Genomic DNA, 19,046 nt, shown 5'->3' on the forward strand with positions numbered 1-19,046 from the left:
GCGGCGGCATCGCTGACAACGCTGCCGCGGTGGTCCCTGGTGCCCGGGTCCGGGTCAGGCGCCGGTCGTGAGCACCGTCCGGAAGCGGGCCTGGTTGCGCATCTCGCGGTCGTACGCGGCGGCCGCCTCCGCCGGCGGGGCCTCCTCGGCCCAGGCCCGTACCCCGTGCAGCGCGGCGAGGGCGAGGGTGTCCTCGGCGTCCTTGGCGTCTCCGCTCGGATGACCGTGCACGGTACGGGAGTTGGTGATGAGCGGGCCTGGCCGCGGCGCAGCGTGGCGAAGGTGGTGCCCCCCACGCAGGCCGGTGGCGCGGCCTCCACGGCCGTCAGCTCGTCCGGGATGCGGCCGGGTGGAAAGTGATCTCAGGAAAGCCGTCTCAGAAAGGCGGACTCACGAAAGCGGCCTCAGGAAACGGGCTCTGCGGGACGGGCGGGCAGCGCCGCGTCGATGAGAACGGTGGCCGCCTGCCGGGCGACCGCGCCCGCCGACGGGTCGCGGTCCATCCGTGCGGACAGGCCGCCCCCGTCGTACAGCAGGTGGAGCTGGCGGGCGAGGCTCTCGGGATCCGGGGCGCCGGCCTGCCTGGCGAGGTCGGTGAACAGTGCCCGGACCCAGGCGCGGTAGGTGTCGGAGACCTCTTCGATGGCGCTGCCGTGCTTGGCCTCCGCGCTGGCCGCCACGAAGGCGCACCCGTGGTAGCTCTGCTCGGCGAAGAGCGCGGCCTGCGCGTCGAAGACGGCCAGCAGCCGCTCCCGCGGATCGTCGGTGCCTTCGACGGCGCGCAGCAGGCGGGCGGACATCCTGGCGTACCGGGAGTCGAGGTAGGCGCGGACGAGCTGTTCCTTGCCGCCGAAGGTGTTGTACAGCGAGGCCTTGGCGACCCCGGCGCGCTCGATGATCCGGTCGATCCCGACCGTCTGCACGCCCTCCGCGTAGAACAACTCGTTCGCGGCCGACAGCAGTCGCTCCCGGGCCGTGGGAGCCTTGGCACTCAACGTCTTCGTCATGCCACCCACCTTCTCGACATTTCCACTCTACGACTGACCAGACCGGTCTACTCAGTCACCGGGACACCGTGTCGGCACGCTCGGCCTCCCGGGCATCGACGGCGGGCGAGCCTCCGGCGGCCACCAGGACCCCGGGCGCGATCTGTGGGCCGCGGCGCAGCAGCAGGGCAGCGAGGGCCAGCAGCGCCAGGGCGATGACCACCGCCCCGTACTCCTCGGAGGTCGGGACCAGTCCGCCGCCGTGCACCACCAGCGTTCCGGCGACGACGGAGGGGACGCCCATGCCGAGGTAGGCGACGACGAACAGCAGGGACAGCACGCCCGAGCTCTCGTGCGGCCTGGTCAGCGGCAGCACGGTGCGGATGCCGCCCTGGAAGCCGCTGCCGAAGCCGAAGCCGGCGACGGCCGTACCGACGAAGAACAGCACCGGCGCGCTCTGGTCGACGGCCAGCAGCGTGACGGCGACACCGACGACCAGCGCTCCGATGCCGGTGTACGTCACGGTCGTCGCCCGGGCGCTGCGCAGCAGGAGGACGGAGGCGGCCGCGACGAACGCGAGGACGAACAGGCCGAGGCCGCCGTAGACGGCGGAGTCGGAGCCGACCAGGGTGCGGACCAGGGCGGGGCCGAGGGAGCCGTAGAACCCGGCGAGAGCCCAGACGGAGAAGATGACCGGGGCGGCCGCGAGGGCGGCGCCGCGGACCGTGCGCGGCAGCTTGATCTCGGGTACCAGGGTGGCCAGGGCGCCGGGCGCACGGGTGACGGTCTCGTCGATCAGGGCGATGGCCACGGCCTGGGCCACGAACACACCCAGCAGGCCGAGGTAGATCGTGTGGGTCGGGGCGGGTAGGTACTGCACGACGAAACCGCTGACCAGGGCGCCTGTCGCGGTGCCCAGGCCGGGGGCGAAGGCGTTCGCCACGGTGCCCCGGGAGCGGTTGACGTCCATCATCGCGGCGCCGACCGCGCCGAGCGCGGCGCCGGTGGACAGGCCCTGCACGATCCGGGCGACGAGCAGTTCGCCGACGCCCCCGGCCGTGGAGAACAGCACCATCGCGACGGCCTGGGCGGCGATCGCGGTGATCAGGACGGGGCGGCGGCCGACGTGGTCGGACAGCTTGCCGAGGACCAGCAGGCCGGTCAGCACGGCGATGGCGTAGATGCCGAAGACCACGGTGGTGGTGATCGGGCTGAAGCCCCATTCGGCCTGGTAGGAGGCGTAGAGCGGGGTGGGCGCGCTGGAGGCGGCGAGGAAGGAGACGACGACGGAGGCGAGCACGTAGAACGCCGCGCGCGGCGGGATCGGCTTGCTCGACGGCTTGGTTCGCTCGTGCGGTGCGAGGTGGTTCATCGGGGAGATCCTTCGCGGGGCCGGGGCCGGAGACCGTCGGTTCACAGATGCTGAGTGAGTAGACCGGTCTGTCTACATGACCTGGTAAACCGCATAGACAGGTCTGTCTATTCCGGCAGGGCGAAAAAATCTTGGCGTCGCCGGATCCAGGAGGACGGCTCCCGGGCCGGGGAGGCGGCCCGGTGTCCCCACCGCGACGCTCACCGACCCGGCCGGTTCGGCCGGCCGCCCCCGCTGGAGGCACCGGACCGGGGTGCCCGGCACATCGCGTGACTTCCTCCGGGCTCTGTGGCGCAGTCTGTGGGCCGATCTCGACGCTGTCGCATGGAGCGTCTGCGTCGACTGAGCGCCGCCGACCCCGATTATGTGTACGACATACGTGTACGACTTACGTGCGCGGCTCATGTGTACGACAGGCCGAGCGCCGATCGCATCGGGAGGACGCGGTGAGCAATGAACCCCAGCCCGCACGGGAAGCCGAACCACAGCCGGTGCTAGGACCGTTGACCACCGCCGCGATCTTCCTGGTGGTCACCGTCCGCCCCGGGCACGAGGAGCGGGTACGGGAAGTGCTGGGCGATCTGAGCTCGCTGCGGCGCAGTTTCGGCTTCGGCGCCCCGGAAGCCGCCCTGAGCTGTGTCGCGGGGATCGGCTCCGAGGCCTGGGACCGGCTGTTCGACCATCCGCGCCCGGCAGGACTGCATTCCTTCCAGCCGTTGGAAGGCTCCCGGCACACCGCGGTCGCCACCTCCGGCGACGTCCTCCTCCACATCCGGGCCGGCCGCTTCGACCTCTGCTTCGGGCTGGCCGCCGAGATCATGCACCGGCTGCGGGACGCGGTGACCGTCGAGGACGAGGTACAGGGCTTCAAGTACCTCGACGCCCGTGACCTGCTGGGCTTCGTCGACGGCACCGAGAACCCGGTCGGCGCCGCCGCCCGTGGGGCCGTCCTGATCGGGGCGGAGGACCCCGCGCACGCCGGCGGCAGCTATGTGATCGTGCAGAAGTACCTGCACGACCTGGACGCGTGGAACGCGCTGCCGGTCGAGACGCAGGAGCGGATCATCGGCCGTACCAAGGCCACCAACATCGAGCTGGAGGAGCCGGGCTCGCACGTCGACCTGAACACCGTCACCGGACCGGACGGCGTGGAGCAGGACATCCTGCGCGACAACATGCCCTTCGGCAGCCCCGGCCAGGGTGAGTTCGGCACCTACTTCATCGGGTACGCCCGTACCCCGGACGTCATCGAGCGCATGCTGCGCAACATGTTCCTCGGCACGCAGGACGCCGCCCACGACCGGATCCTCGACTTCTCCACGGCGGTCACCGGCACGCTCTTCCACGTGCCGTCCGGCGACTTCCTCGACGACCTGCCCCCGGCTCCCGAGAAGGCATGACGCCGGTGTGCATTGTCACGCGGTGCACCGGTGGGATCTACTACACCGTGATCCCTACAACTCCTCCCGGGCGGTGCTGAGATGACGACGAGTCCGCATCTGGTCATGCTCGACCTCGCCGGGGTCGCCGACAAGGCCGGTCTCATGGACCGCGCCGTCCTCGCCCTGAGCCTGCCCGACTGGTTCGGCCGCAACTGGGACGCCCTGGCCGACAGCCTTCGCGACCCCTCGGTCTGGCCGCCGGAGGCGGTCGACCGCGGGCTCCTCCTGGTCGTGACCGGCTGGCAGGGCTACGCGGGGACCCGGCCGGACGAGTGGAAGACGGCCCAGGACGTGTTCGCCCAGGCCTCGGACGGCGAACCGAGACTGACGGTGGCGCTCGCCCTCGGCTGAGTCGGGAAGCCGTGCGCACCGCCGTTGGAGGTTCCTCCTAAGCACCGCTGACCTGCCTGGACGTTCGTCCCGGGCACCGCATACCGGTCGCCATGGGACAATGAAGTACGTGCTTTTCCCCCTGGCCGGCCGGTCCGGGGGTCACCTCTGATCGACCGGGATGTGCGGCACGTGCGTTTCCTCAATGACATCCAGCCCGCGTACGACCTGACGTACGACGACGTCTTCATGGTGCCGAGCCGCTCCGCGGTCGGCTCGCGTCAGGGCGTGGACCTCGACTCGCCGGACGGCACGGGCACCACCATCCCGCTGGTCGTCGCCAACATGACCGCGATCGCGGGCCGGCGGATGGCCGAGACGGTGGCCCGGCGCGGCGGACTCGTCGTGATCCCGCAGGACATCCCGATCGACGTGGTCACCGACGTCATCACCTGGGTGAAGAGCCGCCACCTGGTGCTGGACACTCCGATCGTGCTGGCCCCGCACCAGACCGTCGCCGACGCGCTGGCCCTGCTGCCCAAGCGAGCGCACAACGCGGGTGTCGTCGTCGACGAGGACGGCCGCCCCGTCGGCGTCGTCACCGACCGGGACCTCAGTGGCGTCGACCGCTTCACCCAGCTGGCCGAGGTCATGTCCCGTGACCTGCTGCTGCTCGACGCGGACATCGACCCGCGCGAGGCGTTCAACAAGCTGGACGCGGCCAACCGCCGCTACGCGCCCGCCGTCGACCGGGACGGCAAGCTGGCCGGCATCCTCACCCGCAAGGGCGCCCTGCGCGCCACCCTGTACACCCCGGCCACCGACGCGCAGGGCAGGCTGCGGATCGCCGCCGCCGTCGGCATCAACGGGGACTTCGCCGACAAGGCCAAGCAACTGCTCGACGTGGGCGTCGACACGCTCGTCATCGACACCGCGCACGGCCACCAGGAGTCGATGATCAGCGCGATCAAGCTGGTCCGCGGCCTCGACCCGCAGGTCCCGATCGCGGCCGGCAACATCGTCTCCGCCGAAGGCGTCAAGGACCTCGTCGACGCGGGCGCGGACATCATCAAGGTGGGTGTGGGCCCGGGCGCCATGTGCACCACCCGCATGATGACCGGCGTCGGCCGGCCGCAGTTCTCGGCGGTGCTGGAGTGCGCCGCGGAGGCGAAGAAGTACGGCAAGCACGTGTGGGCCGACGGGGGTGTCCGGCACCCGCGGGACGTCGCCATGGCGCTGGCCGCGGGCGCGTCCAACGTGATGGTCGGATCCTGGTTCGCCGGCACGTACGAGTCGCCGGGCGACCTCCAGCAGGCCGCCGACGGGCGGTTGTACAAGGAGTCCTTCGGCATGGCCTCGGCGCGTGCGGTGCGCAACCGTACGTCCGACGAGTCGGCCTACGACCGGGCCCGCAAGGCGCTCTTCGAGGAGGGCATCTCGACGTCCCGGATGTTCCTCGACCCGGCCCGGCCGGGCGTGGAGGACCTGATCGACTCGATCATCGCGGGCGTGCGGTCCTCGTGCACCTACGCCGGTGCGGGGTCCCTGGAGGAGTTCGCCGAGAAGGCGATCGTGGGGATCCAGAGCGCGGCGGGCTACGCGGAGGGCCAGCCGCTGCACGCGAGCTGGAGCTGACCGAAAGAGGGTGCCTCGTCGCCTTCGGGTGCGGGTCCCTCGTGGTTGCTCGCGCCTGCGCGGCGGAGCCGCATATTGATACATCCCCGCGCCCCTTCGGGGCGCGTTGCACCCGGCGTGCAATGAATGTGCACCCTCCGACCACACACGCAACGATCTTGCGTGTACGTGCAAGGTTGCTGCATTACGTCCGTGAAGGGCTGGCTCATAGGGTCATGCGCTGTACGTGGCGTGGCCGGGACCCCGCTCGGTGGGGCCCGGCGGGATGGGCGCCGCCGGTCCCGGCCGCCCAGACCCGCAGCGACGAAGGAGCCGCGCGTGCTTGACCAAGGCGCACCCCAACGAACCGACGTTTCCCCCTCCGTCGGTGCCCGACTGATGCGGCGGAAGCCCGTCGAGCGGCTGGTGGCCGAAGGCGGGCAGGGTGAAGGGGGCACGCTGCGGCGTTCCCTCGGGCTCTGGCAGCTGACGATGATCAGCATCGGCGCCACCCTCGGCACCGGCATCTTCGTGGTCCTCGGCGAGGCCGTCCCCAAGGCCGGCCCGGCCGTCACCCTGTCCTTCGTGATCGCCGGGCTGACCGCGCTCTTCTCGGCGCTCTCCTACGCCGAGCTGGCGGGCACCATCCCGGTCGCCGGCTCCTCGTACTCGTACGCATACGCAACGATGGGCGAGCTGATCGCCTGGGTCTGCGGCTGGTGTCTGCTCCTGGAGTACGGCGTCTCGGTCGCCGCGGTCGCGGTCGGCTGGGGCGAGTACCTCAACGAGCTGCTCGCCGGGACCATCGGCGTCACCCTCCCGAAGGCCCTGTCCGCGCCGCCCGGCGTCGACGGCGGTGTCTTCAACCTGCCCGCCCTGATCGTCGTGCTCCTCGCGATGGTGTTCCTGCTCGGCGGCGCCAAGGAGTCGGCGCGCGCCAACACGATCATGGTGTGCGTGAAGATCGCCGCGCTGGTGCTGTTCTGCGCCATCGGCTTCATGGGCTTCAGGTCCGGCAACTACGCGCACTTCATGCCGCTGGGGATGGCCGGTGTCAGCGCGGCCGGGGCGACGCTGTTCTTCTCGTACATCGGGTTCGACGCGGCCTCCACCGCAGGCGAGGAGGCGAAGAACGCGCAGCGCGACCTGCCCCGGGCCATCATGCTGTCGCTGGTCATCGTGACGGCGCTGTACGTCCTCGTCGCGGCCGTCGCCGTCGGTGCGAAGCCGTGGCGGCAGTTCAACGACTCCGAGGCCGCCCTCGCCCAGATCATGCGGGACGTGACCGGCCAGAGCTTCTGGGGCACCCTGCTGGCCGCCTGCGCGGTCGTCGCCATCGCCAGCGTGGTGCTGACCGTGCTCTACGGCCAGACCCGCATCCTCTTCGCGATGGCGCGGGACGGCCTGGTACCCAAGGTGTTCGCCAAGGTCCACCCGAAGACCGGGGCGCCCCGGGCCAACACGGTGATCGTCTCCGTCTTCTGCGGGGTGCTGGCCGCCGCGATCCCGCTGGGGCAGCTGGCCGACGCCACCAGCATCGGCACGTTGTTCGCCTTCGGCCTGGTGAACATCGCGGTGGTGGTGCTGCGCCGGACGCGTCCCGCGATGCCCCGTACCTTCCGCGTCCCGCTGTCCCCGCTGCTGCCCGCGCTGGGCTTCGGATTCTGCGTCTGGATGATGGGCAGCCTCTCGGCCGTCACCTGGGTGGTCTTCGGAGTCTGGATGGCGGTCGGGCTCGTGTTCTACTTCCTGTACGGCTATCGCCGGTCCCGTCTTGCAACACCTGAAAGCTGAACGACCCCTTGCTGAACGATCTCGACGAACGCATCGTGCACGCCCTCGCCGAGGACGCCCGCCGCTCCTACGCGGACATCGGGCAACTGGTCGGCCTGTCCGCGCCCGCCGTCAAACGGCGCGTGGACCGGCTGCGCGCCACCGGAGCGATCACGGGTTTCACCGTGCGGGTCGATCCTGCGGCCCTCGGCTGGGAGACGGAGGGGTTCGTCGAGATCTACTGCCGGCGCAACACCTCACCGGAGACGATCCAGCGGGGGCTGGAGCGGTACCAGGAGGTGGTGGCCGCGTCCACGGTCACCGGTGAGGCCGATGCGGTCGTGCAGGTCTTCGCGTCGGACATGCGGCACTTCGAGCGGGTCCTGGAGCGGATCGCGGGGGAGCCGTTCGTGGAGCGCACCAAGTCGGTACTGGTGCTGTCGCCGCTGCTGAGGAGGTTCTCCTCAGGCGCGCCGGGGTGAGGGGCGGGGAGGGCTCGGGGGGTGCGGTCGTGTGCCGGGTGCGGGTAGATCGTGGCTGATCGCGCAGTTCCCCGCGCCCCTGAAGGTGGGACCAGTTGAGTTGCTTGTAGGGGCGCGGGGAACTGCGCGAGCAACCTCCACGCACCCGCACCCGGCACGCGACCGCACCCCCGGCCCCCTATCCCGCGGTCATCCGCGCCAGCGCGTTGCTGTCGATGGAGTTGTGCACGCTGAAGCTGACCGCGTCCGACCGGTACCGGTCGTCCGACCACTCCACCGGGCGCCCTTCCCGTGTCGTCGTCACCCGCCGCACCCGCAGCAGCGGGCTCGACCGGCGGACCCCCAGCAGTTCGGCGTCCCGTGCGCCGCAGGCGACCGCGTCGATCACGTGCTCGCCGTACGCGAAGACCAACCCCGTGTCCTCGTACAGGCGTTGAGTCACCGACGGGCACTCCGGCTCTATCGCCGCCACCGCCGGGGAGATCCAGTCCGCGTACACCGTCCGTTCCAGCAACACCGGTTCGCCGTCCAGGCCGCGTACCCGGAGTACGTGCAACACCGCTGTGCCGGGGGAAAGTTGGAGGCGGACCGCGTCCTCCTGGGTGGCGGGGCGGTATTCCTGGGACACCACGTGTCCGGTCGCCTCGCGGCCCATCGACCGCGCCCACTGCGCGAAGCTGCGCAGCTCCGCGAAGCTCTGGCTGCGCCGGCTGGCCAGCACCACCCGGCGGGCGCCCTGGCGGGAGCCGATCAGCCCCTCGGAGGTGAGCGCGGCGACGGCCTGGCGGACGGTGCCGCGGGAGACGCCGTACTGCGCCGCCAGCTCCGTCTCCGAGGGCAGCCGACTGCCGACGGTGTACTCCTCACGGTCGATGGCGCGCCGCAGCTCGTCGGCGATCTCCTCGTGTCGCGCCGTCATGCTTCCCCTCTGGATAGGCCGCTGTGCACAGCGTGACCAGCCTAATCGACGTTTCCGTGTGATTCGTGTCAGCCCGGAACCGGTCAGGAGTGTGCAGGGAATTGGGGGCCAGGGTTTTTCCGGAGTTCACAGTCCCGACACCCGCGCCGGGCGTACTGTGAGCCAACTTGTTCAGACAAGTTTGCCCGTGCCACCCACAGCGCCACCCACCCTCGTGCGTACTCCCTGGAGAGACCGTGACCGTGTCCCTGCCGAGAACCGCCGTCCTTGGCGGCTCCCTCGCCGTCGTTGCCGCGCTCGCCCTGAGCGCCTGCGGCGCCGCCCCCGACAACTCGGCGTCCACCACCTCCGACGGCAAGAACGCTGCCACCGCCACCTCCGCCGCCGACCTCGGCGGCATGGACAAGCTGGTCGCCGCAGCCAAGAAGGAGGGCACGCTGCACATCATCGCCGTGCCCCGCGACTGGGCCAACTACGGCGCCATCATCGACGGCTTCAAGAAGAAGTACGGCATTAAGATCGAGGACGAGAGCCCCGACGGCTCCAGCCAGGACGAGATCACCGCCGTGACCTCGCGCAAGGGCCAGGACCGGGCCCCGGACGTCCTCGACCTCGGTTCCTCCTTCGCGCTCAGCGCGGCTCAGCAGGGGCTGCTCGCGCCGTACAAGGTCACCTCGTACAACGACATCCCCACCGGTCAGAAGGACCCGCAGGCCCGCTGGTACAACGACTACGGCGGGTACATCTCCATCGGCTGCGACGCCAAGCGCGTCAAGACCTGCCCGACCACCTTCGCCGACCTGCTCAAGCCGCAGTACAAGGGCCAGGTCGCCCTCAACGGCAACCCGACCAAGTCCGGTTCGGCGTTCGGCGGCGTCTACGCGGCCGCGCTCGCCAACAAGGGCTCCTTCGACGACATCCAGCCCGGCCTCGACTTCTTCGCCAAGCTGAAGAAGAACGGCAACTACACGCCCGTCGAGTCCACCCCGGCCACCGTGGAGAAGGGCGAGACGCCCATCTCGATCGACTGGGACTACCTGAACGCCGGGTACGCCGACGAGTTCAAGTCCAAGGGCGTGGACTGGAAGGTCACCATCCCGACCGACGGCCAGTACGCCCAGTTCTACTCCCAGGCCATCAACAAGGACGCCCCGCACCCGGCGGCCGCCCGCCTGTGGCAGGAGTACCTGTACAGCACCGAGGGTCAGAACCTGTGGCTCAAGGGCTACGCCCGCCCGGTCCTGATGACCTCCATGGAGTCCGCCGGCTCCCTGGACAAGACCGCCGCCGCCAAGCTGCCCGCGGTCACCGGCACGCCGTCCTTCCCGACCGAGGCCCAGCAGGACAAGGCCAAGACGGTCCTCGCGACGGGCTGGTCGAAGGCCGTCTCCGGATGACGGCCACGCTCACGCAGGCCGACGTGGCGTCCGCCGCTTCCCAGAAGCGGCGGCGCCGCGCCCCCGGCTGGCTGGCCGTCGTCCCACTGCTCGTCTTCACGGCCGTCGCCTTCGGGCTGCCGGCCGTGGCCATGCTGAACGGCGCCTTCACGGTCAAGGACCCGGCCAGCGGGGTGTCCTCGTACACCGGGAAGAACCTCACGGACTCCCTCCAGGGGCCCTACCTCACCGCCCTCGTCGGCAGCGTCAAGCTGTCCGCGCTCTCCGCCCTCATCGCGGCCGTCCTCGGGCTGCCGCTCGCGCAGGCCGTGGTCAGCTCGCGCTCCCGGGCGCTGCGCGAGGCCGTGCTCACCGCCTCCGGCGTGCTCGCCAACTTCGGCGGTGTGCCGCTGGCGTTCGCGTTCGTGGCGACCCTCGGCAACGCCGGTGTGCTGACCGTGCACCTCGGGCTCGCGGACCACGGCTGGAACCTGTACAGCTTCTGGGGACTGGTCCTCGTCTACCTCTACTTCCTGATCCCGCTGATGGTCCTCACCATCACCCCGGCCCTGGACGGACTGCGGGCGCAGTGGCGGGAGGCCGCGCTCAACAACGGCGCCACCGGTGTGCAGTACTGGCGGTTCGTGGCGCTGCCCGTGCTCGCGCCCTCGCTGCTCGGCGGGCTCGTGCTGCTCTTCGGCAGCGCTTTTGCCGCCTACGCCACCGCCGCCGCGATGGTCGGCAGCGCGGTCCCGCTGGTCACCCTGCAGATCGCCGACGCCATCTCCGGCAACGTCCTGGTCGGCCAGGAGAACGTGGCCCTCGCCCTGAGCCTCGACATGGTGCTGGTGGCCGGCGTGGTGATGGCCGTGTACCTGCCCCTGCAACGACGGAGCGCCCGATGGCTCGACGCCTGACCCCCTGGCGCTGGGCCGTCCTCGGCCTGGCCGCCCTGTACTTCCTGGTCCCGCTGGGCGCCTCCGTCGTCTTCACCGTCGACGTGCCCGGCCAGGGCGTCACCTTCGACGCCTACACCCAGATCCTGTCCGCCGACGGCTTCCTCTCCAGCCTGCTGCTCTCGCTGGAGCTGGCCCTCGCCACCATCGCCGTCGTGCTGCTGCTGATGGTGCCCGCCGTGGTCGCCCTGCGGCTGAGCGCGCCGAAGCTGCGCCCCGTGGTCGAGATCGTCTGCTCGCTGCCGCTGGTGGTGCCGCCGATCGCTTTCGTCGCCGGGATCGCGAGCGTGCTGAAGTGGGGGCCGGACTACCTCTCCCGGACCCCGCTGTTCGAGACGTTCGTCGCCATCCAGAACCCGGACTTCCCGGTCGTCCTGGTCCTCGCGTACGTCGTGATGGCGCTCCCCTTCGTGTACCGGGCGCTGGACGCCGGACTGCGCGCGATCGACGTGCGCACCCTCGTCGAGGCCGCCCGCAGCTGCGGTGCCAACTGGCCGCAGGCCCTTGTGCGGGCCGTGCTGCCCAATCTGCGCGGGGCGCTGCTCAACGCGGCCTTCCTCACCCTGGCGCTGGTGCTCGGCGAGTTCACCGTCGCGCGGCTGCTCGGCTTCCAGCCCTTCGCCGTGTGGATCTACAACGTCGGCGGCTCGCAGGCTCAGATGTCCGTCGCCGTGTCCGTGCTCAGTCTCCTGGTGACCTGGGCCCTGCTCCTCGCGCTCGCCGGTGCCGGCGGCCGTGACCGTACCGCTTCCTCCCGGGGATGAACCATGAGTGTCAGCACGCCTGAGAAGGCCACCACCGCCGCCACCGTCGAATTCCGTTCGCTGCGACGGGAGTTCGGCGCCACCGTCGCCCTCGACGGACTCGATCTGGCCGTCCGCCCCGGGGAGTTCCTGGCTCTGCTCGGCCCGTCCGGCTGCGGCAAGACCACCGCGCTGCGCATGCTCGCCGGGTTCGAACACCCCGACTCCGGCGCGGTGCTGGTGGACGGCAAGGACGTCACCTCGGTCCCGGCCCATCGCCGTGACGCCGGGATGGTCTTCCAGTCGTACAGCCTCTTCCCGCATCTGAACGCCGTCGACAACGTGGCGTTCGGGTTGCGCATGCGCAAGGTGCGCACGAGTGAACGACGGGCGCGGGCCGCCGAGTTGCTGGACCTTGTCGGGCTCGGTGACAAGGGGGAACGGTTCCCGCACCAGCTCTCCGGCGGCCAGCAGCAGCGCATCGCGCTCGCCCGCGCCCTGGCCCTGCGCCCCCGCGTGCTCCTCCTCGACGAGCCGCTGTCCGCGCTGGACGCCAAGGTCCGGCTGAGCCTCCGCGAGGAGATCCGCCGCCTCCAGCAGGAACTCGGCATCACCACCCTGTTCGTGACGCACGATCAGGAGGAGGCGCTGTCCGTCGCCGACCGGGTCGCCGTGATGCGCGCCGGGCGGCTCGAACAGTGCGCCGAGCCCGCCGAGTTGTACGGCCGTCCGGCCACCGCCTTCGTCGCCGAGTTCGTCGGCACGATGAGCCGGATCCCGGGCACGGTCAAGGACGACCGGGTCGAGGTGCTCGGTCAGCGGCTGCCGGTCGACGGACAGGCGCCGGACGCGAGCGAGGTCGACGTGCTCGTACGGCCCGAGGCGGTCCAGGTGCGCGCGGACGGCACCGGTACGGCCACCGTCGTCGCCACCGCCTTCCTGGGCGCGGTCGTCCGGGTCACCGTACGGCTCGCCGACGGCACCGAGGCCAAGGCCGATCTGCCCGCCCACGAGGCCGCGGGTCTGGGCGCCGGAGCCGCGGTGAGCGTGTCGCTGCCCGAGCGGCCGGTGCTCGTGGCGGACCGTACCCAGAAGTAACGCTTCCAGAAGTCCGGAAGTATCCAGAAACCCAGAAGTAAGGAATGACAACAACGTGACCCCCCACCCCCGACTCCCACTCCAGGCCGTCCTGTTCGACATGGACGGAACGCTCGTCGACACCGAGCGACTGTGGTGGGAGGCGGTGGAACGCGTTGCCGGGCGGACGCTCGGCGAGGCCGACGAGCCCGATGTGCTGGGCCGTCCGGTCGAGTACACCGCCCAGTGGCTGGCCGGCAGCACCGGCAGGTCCGGCGCCGACCTCGCGGCCGAGCTGCACCGTGAGTTCGCGGACCGCGTCCGCACCGGCATCGTGCCCCGCCCCGGCGCCCTCGACCTGCTGGACGCGCTCGCGGCGGCCGGCGTTCCCACCGCCCTGGTCACCGCGTCCCCACGCGCGGTCGCCGACCTCGTGCTCGCCGCGCTCGGCGCCGGCCGGTTCGCCGCCTCGGTCACCGCCGACGACACCGGCCGCACCAAGCCCGCCCCCGACCCGTACCTCGCCGCCTGCCGGGCCCTCGGTGTCGACCCGGCGGCCTGTGTCGCCGTCGAGGACACCGAGACCGGGGTGGCCTCCGCCGAGGCCGCCGGCTGCGCGGTGCTCGCCGTGCCCTCGCTCGCGCCGATCGGCGGCGCACCCGGCCGGACCGTCCGGGACACCCTCGTCGGGGTCACGCCGAAGCAGCTGAGCGACATGGCGGTACCCGAACTGCGGGTCATGTCCTGGAACCTGTGGCTCGGCGGCAGCCGGATCGACGACCACCGGGCCAAGCAGGTCAAGGCCGTCCTGGAGGCCGGCGCGGACGTCGTCGGACTCCAGGAGACCGCCGGCACCTCGGCCCGGGAACTCGCCGAGGCCCTCGGCTGGCACCACCACACGGCCGGCGAGAACCTCGGGATCATCAGCCGGTACCCCATCACCGCCCGCCTGGGTGACCCGGAGGTCGGTTTCTACGGAGCCGCCGGGGTGCGGATCGCCGTACGCCCCGGACGCGAGGTCGACGTCTGGACCGCGCATCTGCACTACACCCCGTACGGGCCCTACGAGTTCCACTTCGACGGACTCGGGGCGGCCGAGCTGATCGCCCACGAGGCGGTACGGCTCGGGCAACTGCGCGAGGCACTGCGGCGGATCGGGGACGGCGCGGTGCCGGTGGTGCTCGTGGGGGACTTCAACTGTCCATCCCACCTGGACTGGAGGGACGTCGAGTGGCCGGTGACCAAGGCCGCCGAACAGGCCGGGTTCCGCGACTCCTACCGGGAGGTCCATCCGGATCCGGTGACCGCGCCGGGGCACACCTGGTCGCCGATCCACCCCGTGCAGGAGGACGGCAGCGGGCGACCAGAGCCGCAGGACCGGATCGACTACGTGCTGCACAGGGGGCTGCGCGTGCTCGACTCCCGGACCTACGTCAGCGGCATCCCCGCGCCCTGGCCCGAGGTGGCGGGCAACGACTGGCCGTCCGACCACGCGGCCGTCGTCAGCACCTTCGCCATGGAGTCCTGACTCGGGGTTACCGGGGGCAACCATTGCGGTCATCGGGGGCATCCCGTAGGTTGTGCCGGGCTCCTTACTCGCTGGTAACACCGGTAGGCAATCCATGCGCTGGCCCTCCGCCACCCTCCGGCCGGGGGGACCCCGATCTCGCTTCACGCGCCGACCCACCACCGTCCGCGCGCGGATCGTGGCGCTCGCCCTCGCCCCGGCCGTCGCGCTGACGGCTCTGTGGAGCTTCGCGATGGTCTCGGTCACCGCCGAACTCCGCGCGCTGATCCGGCTCCAAGGGGTGTACGACGACTACGGCACCCCCGTCGACACCGCCATCGGGCAGATCCAGATCGAGCGGCGCCTGTCGGCGGCCTACCTGGGCGCCCGGCTCGACACGGCGACCGCCGCCGACCTGCTCGCACAGCAGCGGCGCACCGACCGGGCGGTGGACGCCATGCGGGACGCGGTCCGGGGCGGTGACCGCGGCCGTCTCAGCGACCGGCAGCGCGCGGCCCTCGACACGATGGTGACCGCCGCCGGCAGGCTGGAGGGACTGCGCGAGCGGGTGCTGTCCCGGAGGATCTCCTGGGACAGCGCCGTCACCGACTACAGCGCCCTGGTGGAACCCGGCTTCGACGTCGAGTCCACCCTCACCGCCCTCCAGGCCGGACAGCTGGCCCGGGAGTCGCAGGTCGTCGTCGAGCTGGTGCGAGTACGGGAGTTCGTCTCGCGCGAGGACGCGCTGGTCACGGGGGCCCGGGCCGCCGGACGGCTCACCGAAAGGCAGTACGGCAGCCTCACCGCGACCATCGAGGACCGCCGTGTCTTCCAGCGGACCTACGTCCCCGACCTGCCCTCCGACTCGCGGGGGCTGTTCGAGCGGTTCCAGCGCGGCGAGCTGTACGGCTCGCTGACGCGCGGTGAGGACGCGCTGCTGCGGGCCGGTGCGGACCGGGCCGGTGCGGCCGTCGCCGCGGACACCTGGCGGTCGACCACCGACCGGGCCGTCAAGCAGTACATGCTGCTGTGCACCGAGTCGGCGCGGAACTCCGCCGCGCGCGGACGGGACTTCGCCTACCGGGAGCTGACCAAGGCGGCCGTCGTCGGCGTGGTAGGGCTGGCGGCGGTGGGGCTCTCGCTGTGGTTCACGGTGCGCGGGGCGCGCCGCATCTCACGCCGTCTGGAAACCCTGCGGGACGCGGCCGACCTGCTCACCGCACACCAACTTCCCACCCTGATGAGCCGGTTGAGCGCCGGTGAGGACGTGGACGCGGTCATCGAGGCGCCGCCGCTGGCCGCCGGGGAGGCCGGGCACGACGAGATCGGGGACGTCGGCCGGTCGTTCAACAGGGCGCGGCTGGCCGCCGTCGAGGCGGCGGTGAAGCAGGCCACGCTGCGCAGGGGCCTGTTCGCGGTCCTTCTCAACATCGCGCGCCGCAACCAGGCCCTCGTCCACCGCCAGCTGAAACTCGTCGACACCCTGGAGCGGCGCACCGACGACCCGGCCGTCCTGGGCGAGCTGTTCCGCATCGACCATCTGACCACCCGGATGCGCCGGCACGCGGAGAGCCTGATCATCCTCTCCGGCGCGACTCCCGGGCGGCGCTGGCGGCGGCCCGTGCCCGTCGCCGACGTGGTGTCCTCGGCGGTCGGCGAGATCGAGGACTACCCACGGGTCGTGGTGCCGCCGATGCCCGAGGTCGGGGTCGCCGCGGACGCGGTCGCCGACGTCGTGCACCTGGTCGCCGAGCTGCTGGAGAACGCCACGGTGTTCTCGCCGCCGCACACCCAGGTCACCCTGCGCACCGGCCGGGTCGGCCACGGCTTCACCCTGGAGATAGACGACCGGGGCCTCGGCCTGGACGCCGACCAGCTCGCCGAGGCCCACCGCACCCTCACCGACCCCGAAGCCTTCGACCCGACCCGCCACGACCGCCTCGGCCTCTATGTCGTGGGCCGGCTGGCCGCCCGGCACGGCATCGAGGTGACCCTGTGGGAGTCGCCGTACGGGGGCACCACCGCGGTGGTGCTGCTGCCTGCGGCGGTGCTGGCGGAGGTGGAGCCGGAGAGCGGCCGACGGGGAGGCGAGCGAGGGCGGCGGGCGTCCGCGGAGGAACACGGCAGCCGGCCGACGCGTGCCGGGGGCCGACCCACGTCGGCGGTCGGCGTCCTGCCGCCCCACGGCGGTACGGCGGTCGCCGGGGAATCCCCGGCGCTCGGCGGAGCGGCCGCGTCGGCGCCGGCCGACGAGGCCGGAGCGGGCCACGACACGGAGCCCCGGCCGAGCCGGATCGAGGATCCCGCCCCCGACGTGCCCCCGGCCCTGCCCACCCGCACCCGCCAGGCCTCCCTCGCCCCCGAACTGCGCGCCGCCGGCCCGGTGGCCCCGGCCCCGCCCGTCGAGCGCGATCTGGACGCCGACGAGATGCGGGCGGTCTTCGGAGCCTTCCAGCGCGGGCTGGACCGAGGGCGCAGGGGATTGCCGACCGGACCCGAGGAGCCGGACCACATCGAGGAAAGGACGCGCGCCGACCATGACCAGTGACGCCCAGCCCCAGCCACCCGACCCGGCCATCGATTCCGACCCGTCCGCCACCGATTCCGACCCGGCCACCGGCCCTGGCTCGGCTGTCGGCCCCGGCTCGGCTGTCGGTTCCGGTAGTGCTGTCCCCTCTTCCCGGGTCGGCCGTGGCCCACTGCCTGCCGTCGGCCCAGGGCCCGGCGCCCAGCCCGGCAGTGACCTCGGCTGGCTTCTCGACGACCTGGTCGCCCGGACCGACCACGTCCGGCAGGCCGTGCTGCTCACCGCGGACGGGCTTCCGCTCAGCCACTCCGAGGGCATGCGGCGACGGGACATCGAGCATCTCGCGGCCGTCTGCTCCGGCTTCCACAGCCTGGCCCGCTCGGCAGGGGACCGGTTCGGCGCCGGAGAGGTACGGCAGACCATGGTGATGCTCGACGACGCCTATCTCTTCGTGACCCCGGCCGGGCACGGCAGCCGGCTCGCCGTCCTCAGCGACGTCCGCACCGACGTCGGCCAGCTGGCCCACGAGATGGCCCTGCTCGTCCGCCGCCTCGGCCGCCACCTGGACGCGGCCGCACGCTCGACCCCCTGACCCTCCGGTGAGCGACGAGCACTGGTACGAGGACGAGACCGGCTCGCTGGTCCGCCCCTACACCGTGACCCGGGGCCGTACCGAGCCCTCCGGACGGCACACCATCGACCTGATGTCCCAGGTCACGGCGGTGGACGCGGACCCGGCCGAGCCGGACGTCGACCATGCCCGGACCGCCCTGCTCGCCCTGGTGCGGCGCGGCGCCCGCCCGGTCGTCGAGCTCGCCGCGGACGCCGACCTGCCGCTCACCGTCGTACGCGTCCTGCTCGGCGACCTCGCCGAGGCCGGCCTGGTCCGCATCGACCTGCCGCGCCGCGTGGCACCGGCCGGTCCGGGCGCCGACCCCGCGCTGCTGAAGGAGATCGTCGAGCGGCTGAGGGAGCTGTAGGGGCGCGTCCGGCGCAACGAATCGCCGCCGGACACCTGTATCACGCAACGAACCGTTCGACCACGCGCAACGGCTCCTCCTTGTCCGGCCCGGTCTGACCGACTTACCGTCTAAAGGGCCCCAGACCCCCTCCGTACCCGGTGAGGACCCGTATGCGCACCGCCCTGCTCCAGAGCTCCGGCCGCCCCGGCTCGACCGTCGAGAACCTCAAGGCGCTCGACGAGGCCGCGGGCCGGGCCGCCGCCGCGGGCGCCGCGCTGCTCGTCGCACCCGAGATGTTCCTGACCGGCTACGCGATCGGCGACGACATCGCCCGCCTCGCCGAGCCCGCCGACGGCGACTGCGCGGACGCGATCGCCGAGCTGGCCCACCGGTACGGCCTGGCGATCGCCTACGGCTACCCGGAGCGCGCCGGCGACGCGGTCCACAACTCCGCCCAGCTGATCTCCGCCGACGGCACCCGGCTCGCGAACTACCGCAAGACCCACCTCTTCGGCGGCTTCGAGCGCGACCACTTCACGCCCGGCGAGCAGCCGGTCGTCCAGGCCGAGCTGAACGGCCTCACCGTCGGGATCATGATCTGCTACGACGTGGAGTTCCCGGAGCCCGTCCGTGCCCACGCCCTGGCCGGGACCGACCTGCTGCTCGTCCCGACGGCGAACATGCACCCGTTCCAGTTCGTCGCCGAGTCCCTCGTCCCGGTGCGGGCCTGGGAGAACCAGATGTACGTGGCGTACGTCAACCGGGTCGGCCAGGAGGGCGAGTTCGACTTCTTCGGGCTGTCCGGCCTCGCCGGCCCCGACGGTGTGGCCCGCGCCCGGGCCGGACGCGGCGAGGAACTCGTCATCGCCGACATCGACCCCGCCCTCCTCGCCGCCTCCCGCGAGGCGAACCCCTACCTGAAGGACCGCCGCCCCGGCCTCTACGGGTCCCTGGTCTGACCTCCCCCCCGTTTTTTCCCG

The 19,046-nt window shown here is 71.8% G+C and carries 18 protein-coding genes; 14 read left to right on the forward strand and 4 right to left on the reverse strand.

The window, feature by feature from the left end; all coding sequences use genetic code 11:
• Positions 1–54 precede the first annotated feature (54 nt).
• From ACWGJB_RS05425 to ACWGJB_RS05435, 3 genes are all read right to left on the reverse strand, one after another.
• A complete protein-coding gene (locus tag ACWGJB_RS05425; protein ID WP_453378918.1) occupies positions 55–231 on the reverse strand; it encodes a hypothetical protein in 177 nt (58 codons plus the stop codon).
• A 173-nt stretch (positions 232–404) separates the two neighbouring features.
• The gene (locus tag ACWGJB_RS05430) at positions 405–1,007 is read right to left on the reverse strand and encodes a TetR/AcrR family transcriptional regulator (protein ID WP_453378919.1); all 603 of its coding nucleotides are present in this window, start codon (positions 1,005–1,007) and stop codon (positions 405–407) included.
• A 55-nt stretch (positions 1,008–1,062) separates the two neighbouring features.
• The gene (locus ACWGJB_RS05435; RefSeq protein ID WP_453378920.1) at positions 1,063–2,358 is read right to left on the reverse strand and encodes an MFS transporter; all 1,296 of its coding nucleotides are present in this window, start codon (positions 2,356–2,358) and stop codon (positions 1,063–1,065) included.
• A gap of 446 nt (positions 2,359–2,804) precedes the next feature.
• Between ACWGJB_RS05435 and ACWGJB_RS05440 the strand changes: the two genes are divergently transcribed.
• From ACWGJB_RS05440 to ACWGJB_RS05460, 5 genes are all read left to right on the forward strand, one after another.
• On the forward strand, positions 2,805–3,758 hold the full coding sequence (locus ACWGJB_RS05440) for a Dyp-type peroxidase (RefSeq protein ID WP_453378921.1): 954 nt from the start codon (positions 2,805–2,807) through the stop codon (positions 3,756–3,758).
• Between the two features lie 81 nt (positions 3,759–3,839).
• Positions 3,840–4,151 (forward strand): barstar family protein, encoded by a 312-nt coding sequence (locus ACWGJB_RS05445; RefSeq protein ID WP_453378922.1) that lies wholly within the window; start codon positions 3,840–3,842, stop codon positions 4,149–4,151.
• 171 nt (positions 4,152–4,322) lie between these two features.
• Entirely contained in the window at positions 4,323–5,765 is a 1,443-nt protein-coding gene (locus ACWGJB_RS05450) for a GuaB1 family IMP dehydrogenase-related protein (RefSeq protein ID WP_453378923.1), read from the forward strand.
• A gap of 318 nt (positions 5,766–6,083) precedes the next feature.
• A complete protein-coding gene (locus ACWGJB_RS05455; protein ID WP_453378924.1) occupies positions 6,084–7,538 on the forward strand; it encodes an amino acid permease in 1,455 nt (484 codons plus the stop codon).
• An 8-nt stretch (positions 7,539–7,546) separates the two neighbouring features.
• Positions 7,547–7,999: an Lrp/AsnC family transcriptional regulator gene (locus tag ACWGJB_RS05460; protein WP_046726552.1), complete on the forward strand. Its 453-nt coding sequence runs from the start codon at positions 7,547–7,549 to the stop codon at positions 7,997–7,999.
• Between the two features lie 178 nt (positions 8,000–8,177).
• On the opposite strand, the gene ACWGJB_RS05465 is transcribed toward ACWGJB_RS05460, so the two are convergent.
• Positions 8,178–8,918, reverse strand: coding sequence for a GntR family transcriptional regulator (locus ACWGJB_RS05465; RefSeq protein ID WP_453378925.1), 741 nt, complete (start codon positions 8,916–8,918; stop codon positions 8,178–8,180).
• A 236-nt stretch (positions 8,919–9,154) separates the two neighbouring features.
• On the opposite strand from ACWGJB_RS05465, the gene ACWGJB_RS05470 reads away from it, so the two are divergent.
• From ACWGJB_RS05470 to ACWGJB_RS05510, 9 genes are all read left to right on the forward strand, one after another.
• On the forward strand, positions 9,155–10,315 hold the full coding sequence (locus tag ACWGJB_RS05470; RefSeq protein ID WP_360495382.1) for an ABC transporter substrate-binding protein: 1,161 nt from the start codon (positions 9,155–9,157) through the stop codon (positions 10,313–10,315).
• Positions 10,312–11,211 carry an ABC transporter permease gene (locus ACWGJB_RS05475; RefSeq protein ID WP_453378926.1) on the forward strand — a complete coding sequence of 300 codons (900 nt, stop codon included), beginning with the start codon at positions 10,312–10,314 and terminating at the stop codon, positions 11,209–11,211. The genes ACWGJB_RS05470 and ACWGJB_RS05475 overlap by 4 nt, the downstream gene beginning before the upstream one ends.
• On the forward strand, positions 11,196–12,014 hold the full coding sequence (locus ACWGJB_RS05480) for an ABC transporter permease (RefSeq protein WP_453378927.1): 819 nt from the start codon (positions 11,196–11,198) through the stop codon (positions 12,012–12,014). Before ACWGJB_RS05475 ends, ACWGJB_RS05480 begins: the two co-directional genes overlap by 16 nt.
• Before the next feature lie 3 nt (positions 12,015–12,017).
• Complete coding sequence (locus tag ACWGJB_RS05485; protein ID WP_453378928.1) at positions 12,018–13,091, forward strand: ABC transporter ATP-binding protein; 1,074 nt, start codon at positions 12,018–12,020, stop codon at positions 13,089–13,091.
• Between the two features lie 55 nt (positions 13,092–13,146).
• The gene (locus tag ACWGJB_RS05490) at positions 13,147–14,598 is read left to right on the forward strand and encodes an HAD-IA family hydrolase (protein ID WP_453378929.1); all 1,452 of its coding nucleotides are present in this window, start codon (positions 13,147–13,149) and stop codon (positions 14,596–14,598) included.
• Positions 14,599–14,776: 178 nt separating this feature from the next.
• Positions 14,777–17,125 (forward strand): nitrate- and nitrite sensing domain-containing protein, encoded by a 2,349-nt coding sequence (locus tag ACWGJB_RS05495; protein WP_453378930.1) that lies wholly within the window; start codon positions 14,777–14,779, stop codon positions 17,123–17,125.
• 151 nt (positions 17,126–17,276) lie between these two features.
• Positions 17,277–17,696: a roadblock/LC7 domain-containing protein gene (locus tag ACWGJB_RS05500; protein ID WP_453379036.1), complete on the forward strand. Its 420-nt coding sequence runs from the start codon at positions 17,277–17,279 to the stop codon at positions 17,694–17,696.
• Positions 17,697–17,703: 7 nt separating this feature from the next.
• A complete protein-coding gene (locus tag ACWGJB_RS05505; RefSeq protein WP_453378931.1) occupies positions 17,704–18,084 on the forward strand; it encodes a DUF742 domain-containing protein in 381 nt (126 codons plus the stop codon).
• A gap of 152 nt (positions 18,085–18,236) precedes the next feature.
• On the forward strand, positions 18,237–19,025 hold the full coding sequence (locus tag ACWGJB_RS05510) for a carbon-nitrogen hydrolase family protein (protein WP_453378932.1): 789 nt from the start codon (positions 18,237–18,239) through the stop codon (positions 19,023–19,025).
• The last annotated feature ends 21 nt before the right edge of the window (positions 19,026–19,046 follow it).

The organism is Streptomyces sp. NPDC054813, assembly GCF_053611365.1.